The sequence below is a fragment of the Mesorhizobium sp. M0968 genome (genome assembly GCF_040319065.1).
Taxonomy (GTDB): Bacteria; Pseudomonadota; Alphaproteobacteria; order Rhizobiales; family Rhizobiaceae; genus Mesorhizobium.
This window is the reverse complement of record NZ_JAMYNL010000007.1, coordinates 243069-260543: the sequence shown is the minus strand read 5'-3', so window position 1 is coordinate 260543 and position 17475 is coordinate 243069. Positions and strand designations below refer to the sequence as shown.

The 17475-nt window shown below is 64.2% G+C and carries 18 protein-coding genes; 17 read left to right on the top strand and 1 reads right to left on the bottom strand.

The window, feature by feature from the left end; translation table 11 throughout:
• From ehuA to doeB, 9 genes are all read left to right on the top strand, one after another.
• Complete coding sequence (gene ehuA / locus NKH67_RS15780) at nucleotides 1-786, top strand: ectoine/hydroxyectoine ABC transporter ATP-binding protein EhuA (RefSeq protein WP_352501337.1); 786 nt, start codon at nucleotides 1-3, stop codon at nucleotides 784-786.
• Nucleotides 787-851: 65 nt separating this feature from the next.
• Nucleotides 852-1703: an ectoine/hydroxyectoine ABC transporter substrate-binding protein EhuB gene (gene ehuB, locus NKH67_RS15775; RefSeq protein ID WP_023677200.1), complete on the top strand. Its 852-nt coding sequence runs from the start codon at nucleotides 852-854 to the stop codon at nucleotides 1701-1703.
• Between the two features lie 187 nt (nucleotides 1704-1890).
• On the top strand, nucleotides 1891-2550 hold the full coding sequence (ehuC, locus tag NKH67_RS15770) for an ectoine/hydroxyectoine ABC transporter permease subunit EhuC (RefSeq protein WP_352501336.1): 660 nt from the start codon (nucleotides 1891-1893) through the stop codon (nucleotides 2548-2550).
• A gap of 16 nt (nucleotides 2551-2566) precedes the next feature.
• Nucleotides 2567-3226, top strand: coding sequence for an ectoine/hydroxyectoine ABC transporter permease subunit EhuD (gene ehuD, locus NKH67_RS15765; protein WP_023677202.1), 660 nt, complete (start codon nucleotides 2567-2569; stop codon nucleotides 3224-3226).
• Complete coding sequence (gene eutA / locus NKH67_RS15760; RefSeq protein WP_352501335.1) at nucleotides 3223-3996, top strand: ectoine utilization protein EutA; 774 nt, start codon at nucleotides 3223-3225, stop codon at nucleotides 3994-3996. The genes ehuD and eutA overlap by 4 nt, the downstream gene beginning before the upstream one ends.
• Nucleotides 3997-4006: 10 nt before the next feature.
• Nucleotides 4007-4999 carry a hydroxyectoine utilization dehydratase EutB gene (gene eutB, locus NKH67_RS15755; protein WP_352501334.1) on the top strand — a complete coding sequence of 331 codons (993 nt, stop codon included), beginning with the start codon at nucleotides 4007-4009 and terminating at the stop codon, nucleotides 4997-4999.
• A complete protein-coding gene (locus tag NKH67_RS15750) occupies nucleotides 4996-5988 on the top strand; it encodes a cyclodeaminase (RefSeq protein ID WP_352501333.1) in 993 nt (330 codons plus the stop codon). Before eutB ends, NKH67_RS15750 begins: the two co-directional genes overlap by 4 nt.
• A 38-nt stretch (nucleotides 5989-6026) precedes the next feature.
• On the top strand, nucleotides 6027-7205 hold the full coding sequence (gene doeA / locus NKH67_RS15745) for an ectoine hydrolase DoeA (RefSeq protein WP_352501332.1): 1179 nt from the start codon (nucleotides 6027-6029) through the stop codon (nucleotides 7203-7205).
• A 5-nt stretch (nucleotides 7206-7210) separates the two neighbouring features.
• On the top strand, nucleotides 7211-8212 hold the full coding sequence (gene doeB / locus NKH67_RS15740) for a N(2)-acetyl-L-2,4-diaminobutanoate deacetylase DoeB (RefSeq protein WP_352501331.1): 1002 nt from the start codon (nucleotides 7211-7213) through the stop codon (nucleotides 8210-8212).
• Nucleotides 8213-8215: 3 nt separating this feature from the next.
• Here the strand turns inward: doeB and NKH67_RS15735 are convergent, their stop codons facing one another.
• Nucleotides 8216-8875, bottom strand: coding sequence for a GntR family transcriptional regulator (locus NKH67_RS15735; RefSeq protein WP_352455454.1), 660 nt, complete (start codon nucleotides 8873-8875; stop codon nucleotides 8216-8218).
• A gap of 322 nt (nucleotides 8876-9197) precedes the next feature.
• Between NKH67_RS15735 and NKH67_RS15730 the strand changes: the two genes are divergently transcribed.
• Genes NKH67_RS15730 through atzF form a run of 8 tightly spaced genes read left to right on the top strand, consistent with a single transcriptional unit; the run spans nucleotide 9198 to nucleotide 17471 of the window.
• Nucleotides 9198-10325 carry a BMP family ABC transporter substrate-binding protein gene (locus NKH67_RS15730; RefSeq protein ID WP_352467659.1) on the top strand — a complete coding sequence of 376 codons (1128 nt, stop codon included), beginning with the start codon at nucleotides 9198-9200 and terminating at the stop codon, nucleotides 10323-10325.
• 20 nt (nucleotides 10326-10345) lie between these two features.
• Nucleotides 10346-11470 carry an ABC transporter permease gene (locus NKH67_RS15725; RefSeq protein WP_352501330.1) on the top strand — a complete coding sequence of 375 codons (1125 nt, stop codon included), beginning with the start codon at nucleotides 10346-10348 and terminating at the stop codon, nucleotides 11468-11470.
• Complete coding sequence (locus NKH67_RS15720) at nucleotides 11470-12396, top strand: ABC transporter permease (RefSeq protein WP_352501329.1); 927 nt, start codon at nucleotides 11470-11472, stop codon at nucleotides 12394-12396. Before NKH67_RS15725 ends, NKH67_RS15720 begins: the two co-directional genes overlap by 1 nt.
• Before the next feature lie 14 nt (nucleotides 12397-12410).
• Complete coding sequence (biuH, locus tag NKH67_RS15715; protein ID WP_292658819.1) at nucleotides 12411-13112, top strand: biuret amidohydrolase; 702 nt, start codon at nucleotides 12411-12413, stop codon at nucleotides 13110-13112.
• Nucleotides 13113-13170: 58 nt separating this feature from the next.
• Nucleotides 13171-14655 carry an ABC transporter ATP-binding protein gene (locus NKH67_RS15710; protein WP_502893758.1) on the top strand — a complete coding sequence of 495 codons (1485 nt, stop codon included), beginning with the start codon at nucleotides 13171-13173 and terminating at the stop codon, nucleotides 14653-14655.
• Complete coding sequence (locus NKH67_RS15705) at nucleotides 14655-15323, top strand: cysteine hydrolase family protein (protein WP_352501327.1); 669 nt, start codon at nucleotides 14655-14657, stop codon at nucleotides 15321-15323. Before NKH67_RS15710 ends, NKH67_RS15705 begins: the two co-directional genes overlap by 1 nt.
• Nucleotides 15316-15666: a cupin domain-containing protein gene (locus NKH67_RS15700; protein ID WP_352501326.1), complete on the top strand. Its 351-nt coding sequence runs from the start codon at nucleotides 15316-15318 to the stop codon at nucleotides 15664-15666. The genes NKH67_RS15705 and NKH67_RS15700 overlap by 8 nt, the downstream gene beginning before the upstream one ends.
• Nucleotides 15663-17471, top strand: a complete 1809-nt coding sequence (gene atzF / locus NKH67_RS15695) for an allophanate hydrolase (RefSeq protein WP_352501325.1) — start codon at nucleotides 15663-15665, stop codon at nucleotides 17469-17471. Before NKH67_RS15700 ends, atzF begins: the two co-directional genes overlap by 4 nt.
• The last annotated feature ends 4 nt before the right edge of the window (nucleotides 17472-17475 follow it).

Genomic DNA, 17475 nt, shown 5'->3' with positions numbered 1-17475 from the left:
TTGTCGGCGCCCATCATCAACATCGACGGCATTTCGAAAAGCTTCGGCACCTTCAAGGTGCTGGACGGCCTCTCGATGCAAGTCATGCCCGGCGAGAAGCTGGCACTGATCGGCCCATCGGGTTCGGGCAAGACGACGATCCTGCGCATCCTGATGACGCTAGAGCGTATCGACAGCGGCCACATCCAGGTCGACGGCGAACAGCTGTACCACATGGAGCGCAACGGCCGGCTGCTGACGGCCGATGAACGGCATTTGGCAAAGATGCGCCAGAAGATCGGCATGGTCTTCCAACTGTTCAATCTATTTCCGCACAAATGCGTCATCGACAATGTGACGCTGGCACCGATGCTGACCAAAGGCGTGCCGCGGGCCGCCGCAGAAAAACGGGCGATGGAACTGCTCGACATGGTCGGCATGGTCGACAAGGCCAAAGCGATGCCGGCGCAGCTTTCAGGCGGCCAGAAGCAGCGCGTCGCGATTGCGCGGGCGCTGGCGCTGTCGCCGAAAATCATGCTGTTCGACGAGGTCACCTCGGCGCTCGACCCTGAGCTCGTCGACGAGGTGCTCAACGTCATGCGCAAGCTCGCCGCCGAGACCGACATGACCATGCTGCTGGTCACCCACGAGATGGGTTTCGCCCATGACTTCGCCGACCGGGTGCTGTTCTTCGATCGCGGCAGAATAGTCGAGGAGGGCAAGCCCGACGAGATTTTCCGCCATCCCAAACAGGAGCGCACGCAAGGTTTCCTGAAGAAGATCATTGCGGCCGGACATCGGGTCTGACTGCCATGCGAGGCGGCGACGCCTCAAGCAAGCCAAGAAGACAGACAAACAAGGAGTTGGGAACAATGAAGAAATTTGCCATTTTGGCCGGCGTCGCCGGTATCGCGCTGACGGCGGTGCTGGCCGCCTCGACGGCCGGCTCGGCCGACGACAGCAAGCTCGAAGAGCTCAAGGCGCAAGGCTTTGCCCGCGTCGCCATCGCCAACGAGCCGCCCTATACGGCGGTCGCTGCCGACGGCAAGGTTTCGGGTGCGGCGCCTGACGTTGCCCGTGAAATCTTCAAGCGCCTTGGCGTCAACGATATCGTCGCCTCGATCTCGGAATATGGCGCGATGATTCCCGGCCTGCAGGCCGGCCGTTTCGACGTCGTCACCGCCGGCCTGTTCATGAAGCCGGAACGTTGTGCTGCGGTCGCCTATTCGGAACCGGTGCTGTGCGACGCCGAGGCGATGCTGGTGAAGAAGGGCAACCCGAAGGGCTTCAAGAGCTACGAGGACGTCGCGAAGGACGCGAGCGCCACGATCGGCGCGCCGGGTGGCGGCACTGAAGAGAAGCTGGCGCTCACCGCAGGTGTGCCGCGCGAGCGCGTCATCGTCGTGCCGGACGGCCAGAGCGGCCTGAAAATGCTGCAGGACGGCCGCATCGATGCTTATTCGCTGCCCGTGCTGTCGATCAACGACCTGGTCAAGAAAGCCAATGATCCGAACCTCGAAGTCATCGCGCCGGTGGTCGGTGCGCCGGTCTATTGCGACGGCGCGGCCTTCAAGAAGGGCGACGAAGCGCTGCGCGACGCCTATGATGTCGAGCTGGCGAAACTGAAGAAGTCCGGCGAGTTCGCCAAGATCATCGAGCCTTACGGCTTCTCGGCGGCGGCGGCAATGTCGACGAGCCGCGACAAGCTCTGCTCGGCGAAGTAGGTGCGTTCTTCCTTCTCCCCTTTCACGGGGAGAAGGTGGCCCGAAGGGCCGGATGAGGGGCGGCGCCATACTCCGGTTGGTTCGCGCTGCCCCCCATCTGCCTGCCGGTATCTTCTCCCCGTGAACCGGGAGAAGGACGCTGGAAGCAACGTGTCGCTAGACATTCAACGCGGAAACTTTCGACCCAATGAACCAATGGTCCGGCTATTTTGGCCTGATATTGCAAGGAGCGCTTGTCACCATCGAGCTGACGCTGATGGGGTCGGTGCTGGCCTTGATCATGGCTTTTCTTGCCGGGCTGGGGCGGCTGTCGCGGTTTTTCGTGCTGCGGGCGCTGGCCACCGCCTATATCGAGTTCTTCCGCGGCACCTCGATTTTCGTGCAGCTGTTCTGGGCCTATTTCGTGCTGCCCTTTGCCGGCATTTCGCTGACGCCGCTGCAGGCCGGCGTGCTGGCGCTGGGCCTCAATGTCGGCGCCTATGCAGCGGAAGTGGTGCGCGGCGCCATCAAGTCGATCGGCCGCGAACAATATGAGGCGTGCACCGCGCTCAATCTCGGCCGCTGGCAAGCCATGCGCCATGTCATCCTGCCGCAGGCGCTTCTGGTGATGCTGCCGACCTTCGGCAACAACGCCATCGAATTGCTCAAGGCCACCGCCGTCGTTTCGCTGATCTCGCTCGCCGACCTGACCTTCCAGGCGCAGGTGGTGCGCTCGCAGACGGGCAATACTCTGGTGCCGTTCAGCACCATCCTCGTCATCTATTTCGTCCTGGCGCTGCTCATCTCATGGGGCGTGCGCTCGCTGGAACGCCGCATGGCGCGTGGCGTCGACGGGGTGCGCGTATGATGGATCGGGCCTGATAATGGAATGGGATTGGGATTTTGTCCGGCAGATCCTGCCGACGCTGATCGAGGGGGTGAAGATCACCATCCTGGCGACGCTGCTCGGCTCGGTGCTGGCGGCGATCGTTGGGCTGGGCATCGCGTTGGCGCGCCGGTCGCCGAACAGGGCTCTGTCGCGCACCGTCGGTTTCCTTGCCGAGTTCATCCGTGGCACGCCGCTGTTGGTGCAGCTCTATTTCATCTTCTACGTGCTGCCGGATTTCGGCATCCTGTTGCCGCCGCTGGTGGCGGGCGTCATCGGTCTCGGGCTGCATTACGGAACTTACACGGCCGAGGTCTACCGCGCCGGCATCGATAATGTTCCGCGCGGCCAGTGGGAAGCGGCCAAGGCCTGCAATCTAAACGCCACCCAGACCTGGACGCACATCATCATTCCGCAGGCAATTCCGCCGATGATCCCGGCGCTTGCCAATTATTTCATCGCCATGTTCAAAGAGACGCCGCTGCTGTCGGCGATCACCGTGCTGGAACTGATGAACCAGGCCAAGAGCGTCGCCAATACCTATTATCGGTATATCGAACCGATCACCTTGGTCGGCGCCTTCTTCCTCGCCATCAGCCTGTTCTCGGTGGTGCTGCTGCGCTGGCTGGAACACCGTTATGGGCGGATCGAACGATGAGCGCTGCACCCGAAATCCGCCTGCATTCGGCCCGGCCGCCGCTCGACGCGCGTCCGCTGGAAAAGCGGGTCGGCCTGATCATCCTTGCCACCGACCATACGAGCGAACCGGATTTTCACCGCATGGTGGCAAGCGACCGCATTGGGGTCTATGTCGCACGCATCCCCTACGCCAACCCGACGACGCCGGACAATTTGCGCAAGATGCAGCCGTCACTGACGGCGGCCGCGGCCCTGATCCTGCCCGACGAGCCGCTCGATGCGATCTGCTATTCCTGCACCTCAGCTTCCGTCGTGATCCGCGATGCCCAAATCGAGGCGGCGGTGCAGGCCGCGAAACCCGGTGCGCCGGTGGTTACGCCGCCGATGGCCGGGGTGCGCGGCCTGAAGGCGCTGGGCGCCAGGACGATCAGCATTCTTACCCCTTATACGGTCGAGACCAGCCGGCCGATGGCGACCTATTTCACCGAGCATGGTTTCGAAATCGTCAGCTTCACTTGCCTCGGCTTCGAGGATGATCGCGAGATGGCGCGGATTGCGCCGAAATCCTTGGTCGATCTGGCTCGCGAGGCGACGGCCGAACGCTCGGACGCGCTGTTTGTCTCCTGCACGGCACTGCGGTCCGCGGCGGCAGTTGTCGGTATGGAAGAAGCCATCGGCCGTCCTGTCGTCACCAGCAACCAGGCGACGGCCTGGAATTGCCTGCGGCTTTGCGACGACGACGAGCCGCGCCCTGAATTCGGCCGTCTGATGACGCTGCCGCTGAACTGATTGATGAGCCATGACCACGTCCAGGATAAGCCTGTCCGAAATCCACGCCGCGCGCGAGCGCATCGCAGGCAAGGTCGAGCGTACGCCGACCGTTCCTTCCCGGAGTCTTTCCCAGCACTTGGACGCTCCTGTTTATCTCAAGCTCGAACACCGGCAGACCACCGGCGCCTTCAAGCTGCGCGGTGCCTCGAACGCTATCGCTTCGCTGACAGAAGAGGAGAAGGCGCGCGGCGTCGTCGCGGCCTCGACCGGCAACCACGGCCGGGCACTTGCCTATGCTGCTCAATTGCAAGGCATCCACGCGACGATCTGCATGTCGCGGCTGGTGCCGCAGAACAAGCTCGACGAGATCCGCCGGCTCGGCGCCGGGATCCGCATCGTCGGCAACAGCCAGGACGATGCGCAGCGGGAGGTCGAACGGCTGGTCGCGGAAGAGGGGCTGGTCATGCTGCCGCCTTTCGACCATCCCGCCATTGTCGCCGGGCAAGGCACGCTCGGGCTGGAGATCATCGAACAGGTTCCTGATGCCGCCCTTGTGCTGGTGCCGCTTTCTGGCGGTGGGCTGGCGGCTGGCGTTGCCGCTGCCGTCAAGGGCGTCAGCCCGGCGACGAAGGTGGTGGGCGTTTCAATGGCGCGCGGTGCGGCGATGAAGGCGAGCCTCGACGCCGGACATCCGGTTTTGGTCGAAGAACTGCCGACGCTGGCGGATTCACTCGGCGGCGGCATCGGCCTCGACAACCGGCTGACCTTCTCGATGTGCCGCGACCTGCTCGACGATGTGATCCTGCTCAGCGAGGACGAGATCGCCGCCGGCATCCGCCATGCCTATGAGCAGGAGCGCGAGATCGTCGAAGGCGCCGGCGCGGTCGGCATCGCGGCCGTGCTTGCCGGCAAGGTCAAAGCGAATGGCCCGACGGTGCTCGTGCTGTCCGGCCGCAACATCGATATGACACTGCACCGCAAGATCATCTGCGGCGAAGCAATTGCGGAGAGCGCAGCATGAGCCGGATGACGATCCTCACCGAAGCTGAATTGCGCAAGATCGTGGAGCTTGATCTCGATGCCGTTGCCTGCGTCGAGAACGCGTTTCGCGCGCTCGCCACCTTGCCGGTGGCGATGCCGCCAATCCTTCGGCTCGACATTCCCGAGCATCGCGGCGAGGTCGACGTCAAGACCGCCTATGTACCGGGCATCGACGGTTTTGCGATCAAGATCAGCCCCGGCTTTTTCGACAATCCGAAGCTCGGCTTGCCCAGCGTCAACGGCATGGTGGTGCTGCTGTCGGCGAAAACCGGTCTGGTCGAGGCGCTGCTGCTCGACAATGGCTATCTCACCGACATCCGCACGGCGGCGGCCGGCGCGGTTGCCGCCAAACATCTGTCGCGGCCGGGTTCCTCCGTTGCCGCGATCTTCGGCGCCGGTGTTCAGGCCGGACTGCAGCTCGAGGCGCTGATGCTGGTGCGGCCGATCACCAAAGCCCGCATCTGGGCAAGGGATGCCGCCAAGGCCGAAGCCGCGGCCGACGCATTGTCCGAAAGACTGGGCATCGCCGTTCACGCCGAGCCCGACGCGGCAAAGGCTGCGGCCAATGCCGACATCATCGTCACCACGACGCCGTCGACCGAGCCGCTGATCAAGGCCGGCTTCGTCTCCGCCGGCCAGCATATCACTGCCATGGGCTCGGATGCCGAGCACAAGAACGAGATCGCGCCGGCGATCCTGCGCATGGCCGATCTCTACGTCGCCGATAGCGCCAAACAGACGCGCCGGCTGGGCGAACTGCACCATGCTATCGCGGCGGGCGTGATGGCGTCCGATGCCGAAATCACCGAGCTTGGCCACATCATCGCCGGCGAAAGGCATGGCCGGCGCTCGGACAGCGACATCACCATTGCCGACCTGACCGGCACCGGCGTGCAGGACACGGCGATCGCCACGCTCGCCCGCGACCGTGCGCGTGCAGCCAAGACCGGTACGATTTTCGAAAGCTGATGCTGGCCGCAAGGCCCAACAAACGAGGACCAAGAACAATGCAGCCCAATTTGAAATTCTCGCGCGGCGAATATGCGGAGCGCCTCGCCAAGACGCGGAAGGCGATGGAGGCCAAGGGCGTCGATCTGCTCGTCGTCAGCGATCCGTCCAACATGGCGTGGCTGACCGGCTACGACGGCTGGTCGTTCTACGTGCACCAGGCTGTCATCGTGCCGCCGTCGGGTGAGCCGGTGTGGTACGGGCGCGGCCAGGACGCCAACGGCGCCAAGCGCACCGCCTATCTCGCGCACGACAACATCATCGGCTATGCCGACCACTATGTGCAGTCGACCGAGCGCCATCCGATGGATTTTCTGTCCAGCGTGCTCTCCGATCGCGGCTGGGGCAAGCTCAGCATCGGCGTCGAGATGGACAATTACTGGTTCTCGGCCGCTGCCTTCGCAGCGCTGCAGAAACACTTACCCTATGCCCGCTTCGTCGACGCCACGGCACTGGTCAACTGGCAGCGCGCGGTGAAGAGCCCGACCGAAATCGACTACATGCGCAAGGCCGCCCGCATCGTGGAAGCGATGCACCAGCGCATCGTCGACAAGATCGAGGTCGGCATGCGCAAATGCGACCTGGTCGCCGAGATCTACGATGCCGGCACGCGCGGCGTCGACGGCATCGGCGGCGACTATCCGGCGATCGTGCCGCTGCTGCCGTCGGGCGCCGACGCATCGGCGCCGCATCTGACCTGGGACGACCGGCCGATGAAATCGGGCGAGGGCACCTTCTTCGAGATCGCCGGCTGCTACAACCGCTACCATTGTCCGCTTTCCCGGACTGTGTTCCTTGGTAAACCGACGCAGGAATTCCTCGATGCCGAAAAGGCGACGCTGGAAGGCATGGAGGCGGGACTTGCCGCCGCCAAGCCCGGCAACACGTGCGAGGACATCGCCAACGCCTTCTTCGCGGTGCTGAAGCGGTACGGCATCGTCAAGGACAACCGCACCGGGTACCCGATCGGGCTTTCCTATCCGCCTGACTGGGGCGAGCGCACGATGAGCCTGCGTCCAGGCGACCGCACCGAGTTGAAGCCCGGTATGACCTTCCATTTCATGACCGGCTTGTGGCTTGAGACGATGGGGCTGGAAATCACCGAATCCATCCTGATCACCGAGACGGGCGTCGAGTGCCTGGCGAATGTGCCGCGCAAACTGGTGGTGAAGAATTGAGCCCGATGTCCAGCCTTCGCCCGTCACCGATCACGCCGACCGTCGATTTCGAGCGCGACGGCGTGCAGCACGGTTTCCTGCGCCTGCCTTACAGCCGCGACGATTCCGCCTGGGGATCGGTGATGATCCCGATCTGCGTCATCCGCAACGGCAAGGGGCCGAGCGCATTGCTCACCGGCGGCAATCATGGCGACGAGTACGAGGGGCCGCTGGCGCTCTATGACCTCGCCCGTACGCTCGACCCGAAGCAAGTCAGCGGCACGATCATCATCGTGCCGGCGATGAACTATCCGGCGTTCCGCGCCGGCACACGCACCTCGCCGATCGACAAGGGCAATCTCAACCGCAGCTTTCCCGGCCGGCCCGACGGCACGGTGACCGAGAAGATCGCCGATTATTTCCAGCGCGAGCTTCTGCCCCGTACAGACATCGCGCTCGACTTCCACTCCGGCGGCAAGACGCTCGACTTCGTGCCGTTCTGCGCCGCCCACATCCGGCCCGACAAGGTGCTGGAAGCGAAGGGTTTCGCCGCGGTTGAAGCCTTCTCCGCACCATGGTCGATGAAAATGCTGGAGATCGACGCGGTCGGTATGTTCGACACTGCCGCCGAAGAGATGGGCAAGCTGTTCATCACCACAGAGCTTGGCGGCGGCGGGACTTCGCGCGCGGAAACGGTGCGGATCGCGCGTCGCGGCGTGCTCAATGTGCTGCGCCATGCCGGCATTGTCGCCGGCGCGGTCGAGATGCAGCCGACCCGCTGGCTCGACATGCCGTCCGGCGATTGCTTCTCGTTCGCCGAGGACGACGGGATGATCGAAACGATGATCGATCTCGGCGAGGCGGTGGCAGAGAACCAGGTGCTGGCACGTATCCATTCTATAGGCCGCACCGGCGGCGCTCCGCGGGAGATCCGGGCCAAAATGTCCGGTCTGTTGGCGGCGCGGCATTTTCCGGGGCTGGTCAAGGCCGGCGACTGCGCTGCCGTGGTCGCCGTGCTGGTCGATTGACGGTTAGGAAGCCGATGTCGGGAACGGTTCGGTCCTGCCTTTGGGGCGATCGCCGATGGCAAAGACGGCGCTCGCCTCGCTGACGATCGAGACATGATCCTTGGCGGCTGTTCCGGCCGCCGCACTGTCGCCGCGCATGATTGCTGTCACGATGGCGTCATGCTCCTGCCATGACTGGGCCAGCCGGCCGGGCAGCATGAATTGCGCGCGCCGGAACGGCGCCAGCCGGCCGCGGGTCATGACGGTCAGTTCATAAATGTGCTTGCTGTGGGCGCCGCGATAGAGCCGGGTGTGGAATTCGGTGTTGAAAAGCTCATACTCTTCTTCAGCACCGAGCTGCACCAAGCGCGCCGAGGCCTGGTGCTCGGCCTCCAGCGTGCGGCGCTCACCAGCGGTCATGCGCTCGGCCGAGAACCGCGCGCAGATCGCTTCAAGCTCGGCCATGCTTTCGAACATCGAGGCGAGGTGCTCCTGCGTCACCACGGCGACGGTGGCGCCGCGGTTCGGCCGCCTTTCGACCAGCCCCATGGCGCTGAGCCGGCTGAGCGCTTCCCTGATCGGCGTGCGTGAGACGTCGAAGCGGGCCGCGAGCGAGGCCTCATCGAGCTTTTCGCCCGGGCGCAGGAAACCGGTGACGATCCGGTCGCTGATCGCCCTCACCATCTGATCGACGGTCGTGCCCGACCTGATCAAATTGCGCTTTCCCGACACGTCTCCTCCGTCCAGTCTTTTCGCTAGAGCCGTAAGCCACTCACCGGCTTCGATTCCTCCGCATCTCTGTATGCCTATGTTTTAGCCTTCATGTCAAATTGGCGATTTTGAAGGCAAAAAGTGTATGCAATTGCTCCGGCTTTGTGCAGTCCACATCGGCACACTCATTGATATTGCTGAATAAATCCTATTTCTGAAACTGGCATGCTGATTGCATACACTTCTTTCATTGAGGTGTTAACCGGCCCCAAAGGCCCCACAGAGGGAGCATTCAATGTCCGAGAGATTCATGCTTAGCCGCCGCGACCTGCTCAAGACCTCCGCCGCCGGAGCGGCGCTCGGCCTTGCGTCCGCATCGTTTCCGATCAGCAGGGCCTTCGCCGCGACGGCCACCGTCGGCTTCATCTATGTCGGGCCAAAGGACGATTACGGCTACAACCAGGCGCATGCCGAAGGCGCCGCCACGCTGAAGGGGATCGAAGGAATTTCCGTCGTCGAGGAGGAGAACGTGCCGGAGACGGTCGACGTCCAGAAGACGATGGAATCGATGATCAATCTCGACGGTGCGTCGCTGATCTTCCCGACCTCGTTCGGCTATTTCGATCCGCACATGCTCGCCATGTGCGCGAAATTCCCCGACGTGCAGTTCCGCCATTGCGGTGGCATGTGGAACAAGGACAAGCATCCGATGAATGCCGGTTCCTATTTCGGCTATATCGGCATGGGCCAGTATCTGAACGGCGTCGTCGCCGGTCACACCAGCAAAACCAAGAAACTCGGCTTCGTCGCGGCAAAGCCGATCCCGCAGGTGTTGCTCAACATCAATTCCTTCCTGCTCGGCGCGCGCTCGGTCGACCCGACCATCACCTGCCAGGTGATCTTCACCGGCGAGTGGTCGCTGGCGGTCAAGGAGGCCGAGGCCACCAATGCGCTGGTCGACCAGGGCGCCGACGTCATCACCTGCCATGTCGACAGCCCCAAGGTGGTGGTCGAGACGGCGGCCGGCCGTGGCGCCTTCGTCTGCGGCTATCATGCCAACCAGAGCCCGCTGGCGCCGGAAAAATACCTGACCGGCGCGGAATGGAACTGGGCCAAGGTCTACAAGATGTTCGTCGACGATCTGGTGGCGGGCACGCCGCTGCCCAATTTCACACGCGGTGGCTTGGCCGACGGCTTCGTCAAGATGAGCCCGCTCGGCCCCGCCGTCGGCGACGCCGCCCGCAAACAGTTCGACGGCACGCTGGCCGAAATGATGAAAGGCGGCTTTTCCGTCATCAAGGGTCCGCTGAAGAGCAACAAGGGCGTCGTCGTCGCGACCGAAGGCCAGGCCTTCGCCGAGACCGCGCTCGAACTCGAAAGCATGGACTACTTGGTCGAGGGCGTCGTCGGTTCGACCGCCTGAACCGGATCGGAGACGGGGCCATGGCAGACACGGTCAGCACTGCGGGCGCACCGGCGCTGGTTGGCGCCAGGAATTATCCGGCGGCGCTCGAATGGGCGGCGCGGCGGGCGGAAGCCTTCGTCATACCGCTCGCGGCGCTGATCGTCGGCATGGCGCTGTTCAGCGTGTTCATCGCGCTGGTCGGCAATTCGCCGGTGCAACTCTACGAGACGATGTGGCGCGGCGGCTTCGGCTCGTGGTTCTCGATCCAGAACTCGCTGTCGCGGGCAGCACCGCTTTTACTGGCAGCGCTCTGCGTGGCGCTGCCGGCCCGGCTCGGCCTCGTCGTCATCGGCGGCGAAGGCGCGATCGTGCTGGGCGGCGTTGCCGCCGCCGCCATCGGCGTCGCGGCGAATGGCGCGCCAGCTTTTCTGGTCATCCTGCTGATGGGCGTGGCGGGCGCGGTCGCCGGCGGCATCTGGATCGGTGCCGTCGGCGCACTCCGCCACTACCGCGCCGTCAACGAAACCATCTCCAGTCTGCTGATGGCCTATATCGCCATCGCGCTGATGAACCATCTGGTCGAAGGGCCTCTGCGCGATCCGGCTTCGCTCAACAAACCCTCGACCGAGCCGCTGGCGGATGCCTACCGCATCGGCAACATTCCAGGCATGGACGTGCACTGGGGCCTGGTCGTCGGCATTCTCGCCTGCCTCCTGTCCTGGCTGTTGATCGAAAAGACGCGCTGGGGGTTTGCCGCCCGCATTGCCGGTGGCAATGTCAGGGCAGCTCAGGTGCAAGGGCTTGCCGTCGGGCCGCTGATCGTCGGCTTCACCGGGCTGGCCGGCGGCTTCGCCGGGCTGGCCGGCATGCTGGAGGTCGGCGCCGTGCAAGGCAGCGCCAACGCCTCGCTCGCCGCCGGCTATGGCTATACCGGCATCCTCGTCGCCTTCCTCGCTCGCCACAATCCGCTCGCCATCATCCCGGTCGCTTTCCTGCTCGGCGGTATCGGCGCTTCCGGCGGGCTGATCCAGCGCCGCATGGACCTGCCCGACGCCACCGTGCTGGTGCTGCAAGGCATGCTCTTCGTCGTCATCCTGTTCAGCGAAACCTTTTACGGCCGCTTCAAGGTCTTCAATCCCGATCTGTGGAAGAGAGGCTCCTGATGGACGCGACCGAGATCGGCCTGTGGGGCGTGCCGCTCGCCATTCTCGGCGGCGCCATCCGCGTTTCGACGCCCTTCATCTTCGTCTCGCTCGGCGAAGCCATCACCGAACGCTCCGGCCGCATCAATCTTGGCCTCGAAGGCACGCTGGTCTTCGGTGCGATGACTGCCTACGCCGTCGCGGTGATGACCGGCTCGCCATGGCTCGGCGTGCTGGCTGCCGCCGGTGCCGGTCTTTGCTTCGGCCTGTTCCACGGCTGGATCTGCAAATTCCGCGGGGTGAACGACATCGCCATCGGCATCGCGCTGATGCTGTTCGGCTCCGGCCTCGCCTTCTTCTTCGGCAAGCCGTTCATCCAGCCCTCGGCACCAGACCTGCCGGCCATCGCCTTCGGTGGCTGGTCGGATATCCCGCAGGTGCAGGCGGCGCTCAACGTCAACATCCTGTTCCTGATTGGTGCCGCACTTGCCGTGTTCCTATGGTGGGCGTTCCGCAATACGCGCGCCGGCCTGATCGTGCGCGTCGTCGGCGACAGCTCCGATGCGGCGCGCGCCATGGGCCTCAATCCCAACACCGTGCGCCTGCTTGCGACAGGTGTCGGCGGTGCGCTTGCTGGCATCGGCGGCGCCTATCTGTCGCTCTATTATCCCGGCAGCTGGACCGAACGCATCTCGTCGGGGCAGGGCCTGATGGCGGTGGCGCTGGTCATCTTCGCCCGCTGGAATCCGCTCGGCTGCTTTGCCGCGGCACTGTTGTTCGGCGGTGCGGGCGCGCTGGGCCCGGCGTTGCAATCGGTCGGGGTCACGCAGGGCTACTACCTCTTCTACGCCGCGCCTTACATCCTCACGCTCATCATCATGATCGCCACCTCGTCGCCGAGCCGCTCGCTTGCCGGCGCGCCGGGCGAATTGTCGATCACCAAATGACTGGAGTTTTTCCGATGAACGCCAGAGCCGAGATCACCCAGCGCTATATCGATGCCGACCCCTATCCATGGCCCTATAATGGCGAGCTGCGGCCGGACAATACGGCATTGATCATCATCGACATGCAGACCGATTTCTGCGGGCCGGGCGGCTATGTCGATCATATGGGTTACGATCTTTCGCTGGTGCGGGCGCCAATCGAGCCGATCAAGTCGGTGCTCGCAGCCATGCGGGCCAAGGGCTACACCATCATCCACACGCGCGAGGGCCACCGGCCCGATCTCGCCGACCTGCCGGCCAACAAGCGCTGGCGTTCGCGCCGCATCAATGCCGGCATCGGCGACCCCGGACCTTGCGGGCGCATCCTGGTGCGCGGCGAAGCCGGCTGGGACATCATCCCCGACCTCTATCCGGCGGCGGGCGAGCCGATCATCGACAAGCCCGGCAAGGGCTCGTTCTGCGCCACCGACCTCGAACTGATCCTGCACCAGCGCGGCATCGAAAACATCGTGCTGACCGGCATCACCACCGATGTCTGCGTCCACACGACGATGCGCGAGGCCAATGATCGCGGCTTCGAATGCGTGATGCTGGAGGATTGCTGCGGGGCAACCGACTACGGCAATCATCTCGCCGCGATCAAGATGATCAAGATGCAGGGCGGGGTGTTCGGCGCGGTGTCGAATTCGGCATCCTTCGTCGCGCAACTGCCGTGAGGAGGCGATCTTGAGCGGGAGCACTGGCAAGAAAGCCGTCGGCGTCGAGACCATCGGCATGACCATGCGCTTCGGCGCTTTCACCGCGCTGGACGACGTCTCGATCAAGGTGCCGGCGGGATCGTTCCATGCGCTGCTCGGCGAAAACGGCGCCGGCAAGTCGACGCTGGTCAAATGCATGACGGGTTTTTACCATCCGACCGTCGGCGACATGCTGGTCGATGGCCGCGAGGCCGCGATCGCCAGTCCGAAGGATGCCTCGGCATTGGGGCTCGGCATGGTCTACCAGCAATTTACCCTGGTCCCGTCGCTGACCGGTGCGGAAAACCTGGTCATTTCGCGCGAAAAGGTGCCCGTCGTCATCGACTGGCGCAAGGAGCGCGCCGCACTTGCGCAATTCATGCAGCGTATGCCGTTCAAGCTGCCGCTCGACGTCAAGGTGGCGGAACTTGCGGCCGGCGAGAAGCAGAAGCTCGAAATCATCAAGCAGCTCTATCTCGGCCGCAGTTTCCTGGTGCTCGATGAGCCGACCTCTGTGCTCACTCCCGGCGAGGCACAGGAAGTGCTTGGCCTGGTGCGCGACATGACCAGGACCGGCGACCTCACCGTGCTGTTGATCTCGCATAAATTCCACGAGGTGACGGCCTTTGCCGACGATATCACCGTGCTGCGCAAGGGCAGGCTGACCGGAACCGGAAAGGTCTCCGAACTTTCCCACAAGCAGATGGCGGCGATGATGATTGGCGACCAACCGATCGCCGCACTCGACAGCCGCGCCCCGGTGCCGGCCGGCGCCAGACAGGTGCTGACGGTAAAGTCGCTGAAGGCGCCCGACCGCACCGGTTTGAAAACCATCGACATCGGCGAACTCGATGTGAAGTCGGGTGAGATCGTCGGCATTGCCGGCATCTCCGGCAACGGCCAGAAGGAGTTTCTCGAAGTCCTTGCCGGACAGCGGGCGCGCAATGGCGGCGACGTTCTGGTGAAAGGCTCGCCCTATGGCGCCAGCCGCAGCGAGGCGCGTACGCTCAATGTCCGCTTCATTCCGGAGGAGCCGTTGCGCAATGCCTGCGCACCGAAGATGACGGTGGCGGAAAACATGGCCTTCCGGACCTTCGACCTCAACGAGGCGGGCAAGCCGGTCAACTGGATCAGGATGAGTGCGATCAGGGACTACGCGGCCCGCCTGGTCGAACAGTTCAAGGTCAAGACGGCATCGCTCGCTTCGCCGATTTCGTCGCTCTCGGGCGGCAATGTGCAGCGCGCCGTGCTGGCGCGCGAGCTGACCGGCGAGGTCGATTTGCTCATCGTGTCCAACCCCTGCTTCGGCCTCGACTTCTCTGCCGTCGCCGAAATCCGCGCCCGCATCATGAAGGCGCGCAACGCCGGTGCCGCCGTGCTCCTTATGTCGGAGGACCTTGATGAGCTGCTCGAGCTCTCGGACCGCATCTTCGTCATGTCGGATGGCGCGCTGGTCTATGAAACGCCGATCGCGCAGGCGAGCGTGCAGATGATCGGCGAGCACATGGCGGGACATCACTGATGGCGGAGATCGAGGCGCTGCCGTTTCCGTTTGTGTTCAATCCTGAGGCGATGGCGCTGGTCGTCATCGACATGCAGCGCGACTTTGCCGAACCCGGCGGCTTCGGCGCCAGCCTCGGCAATGACGTCAGCCGGGTCACGGCGATCGTGCCCACGGTGAAGAGGCTGATCGCGGGGTTTCGCGCCGCTGGCCTGCCGGTGATCCACACGATGGAGTGCCACAAGGCAGACCTTTCGGATCTGCCGCCGGCCAAGCGCAATCGCGGCAATCCGTCGATCAGGATCGGCGATGTCGGGCCAATGGGTCGTGTGCTGATCATCGGCGAGCCGGGAACGGCGATCCTCGATGAACTTGCCCCACTGCCTGGCGAGATCGTCATCGAAAAACCCGGCAAGGGCGCGTTCTATGCCACCAGCTTCGGCGACGACCTCAAGCGGCTCGGCGCACAGCAGCTAGTCTTTGCCGGGGTGACGACGGAGGTCTGCGTGCAGACGACGATGCGCGAGGCCAACGACCGCGGCTATGAATGCCTTCTGGCGGAGGATGCCACTGAGAGCTATTTTCCGGAGTTCAAGGCGGCAGCCCTTGCCATGATCAGGGCGCAGGGCGCCATCGTCGGCTGGACGGCAACGACGGACCAGGTGCTCGAGGGACTTTCCAATGCCTAACGTCGCATACGCGGCTCTCATCCAAGGAGGCTGGCGTGATCTGCCATTCGAGCATTTTCGCGAAGGCATCACAGTGCATTGGCTGCTCAAGGGTGGGCCGATGGAACCGTCGGTCGCCATCCTGAACTACCGGGCTGGCGCCAGCGTGCCGCGTCATCGCCATGCCGGGCTGGAGACGATCATCGTGCTGGAAGGCACGCAGAGCGACGAGAACGGCGATCATGCCGCGGGCAGCGTGATCCTGAACCCGGTCGGAACCGAGCATTCGGTGTGGACCAAGGATGGCTGCGTCGTGCTCATCCAGTGGAACCTGCCGGTAGTCATTCTGGGCGAGGCCAAATGAGCGAAATCCGCTTCGACATAGCGAGCCTGCACGTTGCCTATCAGGCCGGCGTCGGCATTGGCGAGGTGATCGATGTGGTCCATGCGCGGCTCGCGGCGGCCGATGACCCCGGCATCTTCATCCATCTGGCGAGCAGGGCGGAGTTGCTTGCCGAGGCGGAAAAGCTCGGCCCGTTCGATCCCGCGGCAAAGCCGCTGTGGGGCGTGCCGTTCGCGGTCAAGGACAACATCGATGTTGCCGGCATGCCGACCACGGCGGGTTGTGCGGAATATGCCTACTTGCCGGCGAAAGACGCCACCGTCGTCGCGCGGCTCAAGGCCGCCGGCGCGCTGGTTGTCGGCAAGACCAATCTCGACCAGTTCGCCACCGGCCTGGTCGGCGTTCGCACGCCCTATCCAATCCCGAGGAATGCGATCGACCCGAAACTGGTGCCGGGCGGTTCCTCGTGCGGCTCGGCCGTGGCGACGGCGCGCGGCATCGTCTCCTTCGCGCTCGGCACCGATACCGCCGGTTCGGGGCGCATACCCGCCGGCCTCAACAACATCGTCGGGCTGAAGCCGAGCGTCGGCGCGCTATCAGCCGCCGGCGTCGTGCCGGCCTGCCGGACGCTCGACTGCGTCTCGGTCTTCGCGCTCACCGTCGATGACGCCTATCACGTGTTCGAGGCGGCGGCGGCAAAGGACGACGCCGATCCCTATTCACGTGACCTCTGCATTCAGGCTCTTGCCGCGCGCCCGCCGGTGCTGACTGTCGGCGTGCCGGCCAGGGCCGACTGGACGTTCTTCGGCGACGAGGCGATGCAGGCGGGTTTCGAGGCCGCTCTTGCCTCGCTGGAGACGCTGGGCTGCCGGCTGGTCGAAATCCCGTTCGGTGATTTCTACGCCACCGCCACTCTGCTCTACGAAGGCGCCTGGGTGGCCGAGCGTTACGCCGCGATCAGGGACTTCATGGATGCCAACGAGGCCGCCATGCATCCGGTGACGCGGCAGATCATCGGCGGTGCGCGAAAACTTTCCGCTGCGGACGCTTTCAACGGGCTCTATGCCCTGCAAGGCTATAAGGCCAAGCTTGCGCCGGTCATCGCCTCGGTCGACGTTTTCTGCGTGCCGACCGCGCCGACGCACTACACAGTCGAAGCGGTGCTGGCCGATCCGATCGTCACCAACAGCCGGCTCGGCACCTACACCAACTTCGTCAATCTGCTCGACATGTGCGGCATTGCCGTGCCGAGCGGAACCCGCAGCGACGGTCTGCCGATGAGCGTCACCTTGCTTGCCGCGGCGGGCAAGGACCACCTGACTGCGTCGCTTGCGCGCGATGTCCATGCGGCAAGCGGCCTTGCGCTTGGTGCTATCGGCTGGCCGCAGCCGCAGCGCGGCGATGTTCTGGCGGGCGTGGATGAAGGCACGATCGAGCTGGCCGTGGTCGGCGCGCATCTGTCGGGGATGGCGCTGAACGGCCAGCTGCAGCAGCTCGGCGCAATGTTCGCCCGGGCTGCAAGAACGGCGCCGCTCTACCGGCTTTACGCGCTCGCCGGCCAGTCGGTGCCGCGACCGGGGCTCGAACGCATCTGCAACGGCAAGGGGACAGCGATCGAGGTCGAAGTCTGGCGGCTCTCGCCGCAAGCCTTCGGCCGTTTTGTTGCCGCGATCCCGCCGCCGCTAGGCATCGGCACGCTTCTGCTTGATGACGGAACTTCGCCGAAAGGCTTCCTCGTCGAAAGTGCCGGTCTCACCGATGCAAAGGAGATTTCGCATTTCGGCGGCTGGCGCAATTTCATGGCGGGTCAGCTGCAGCGAAGCTGACGCT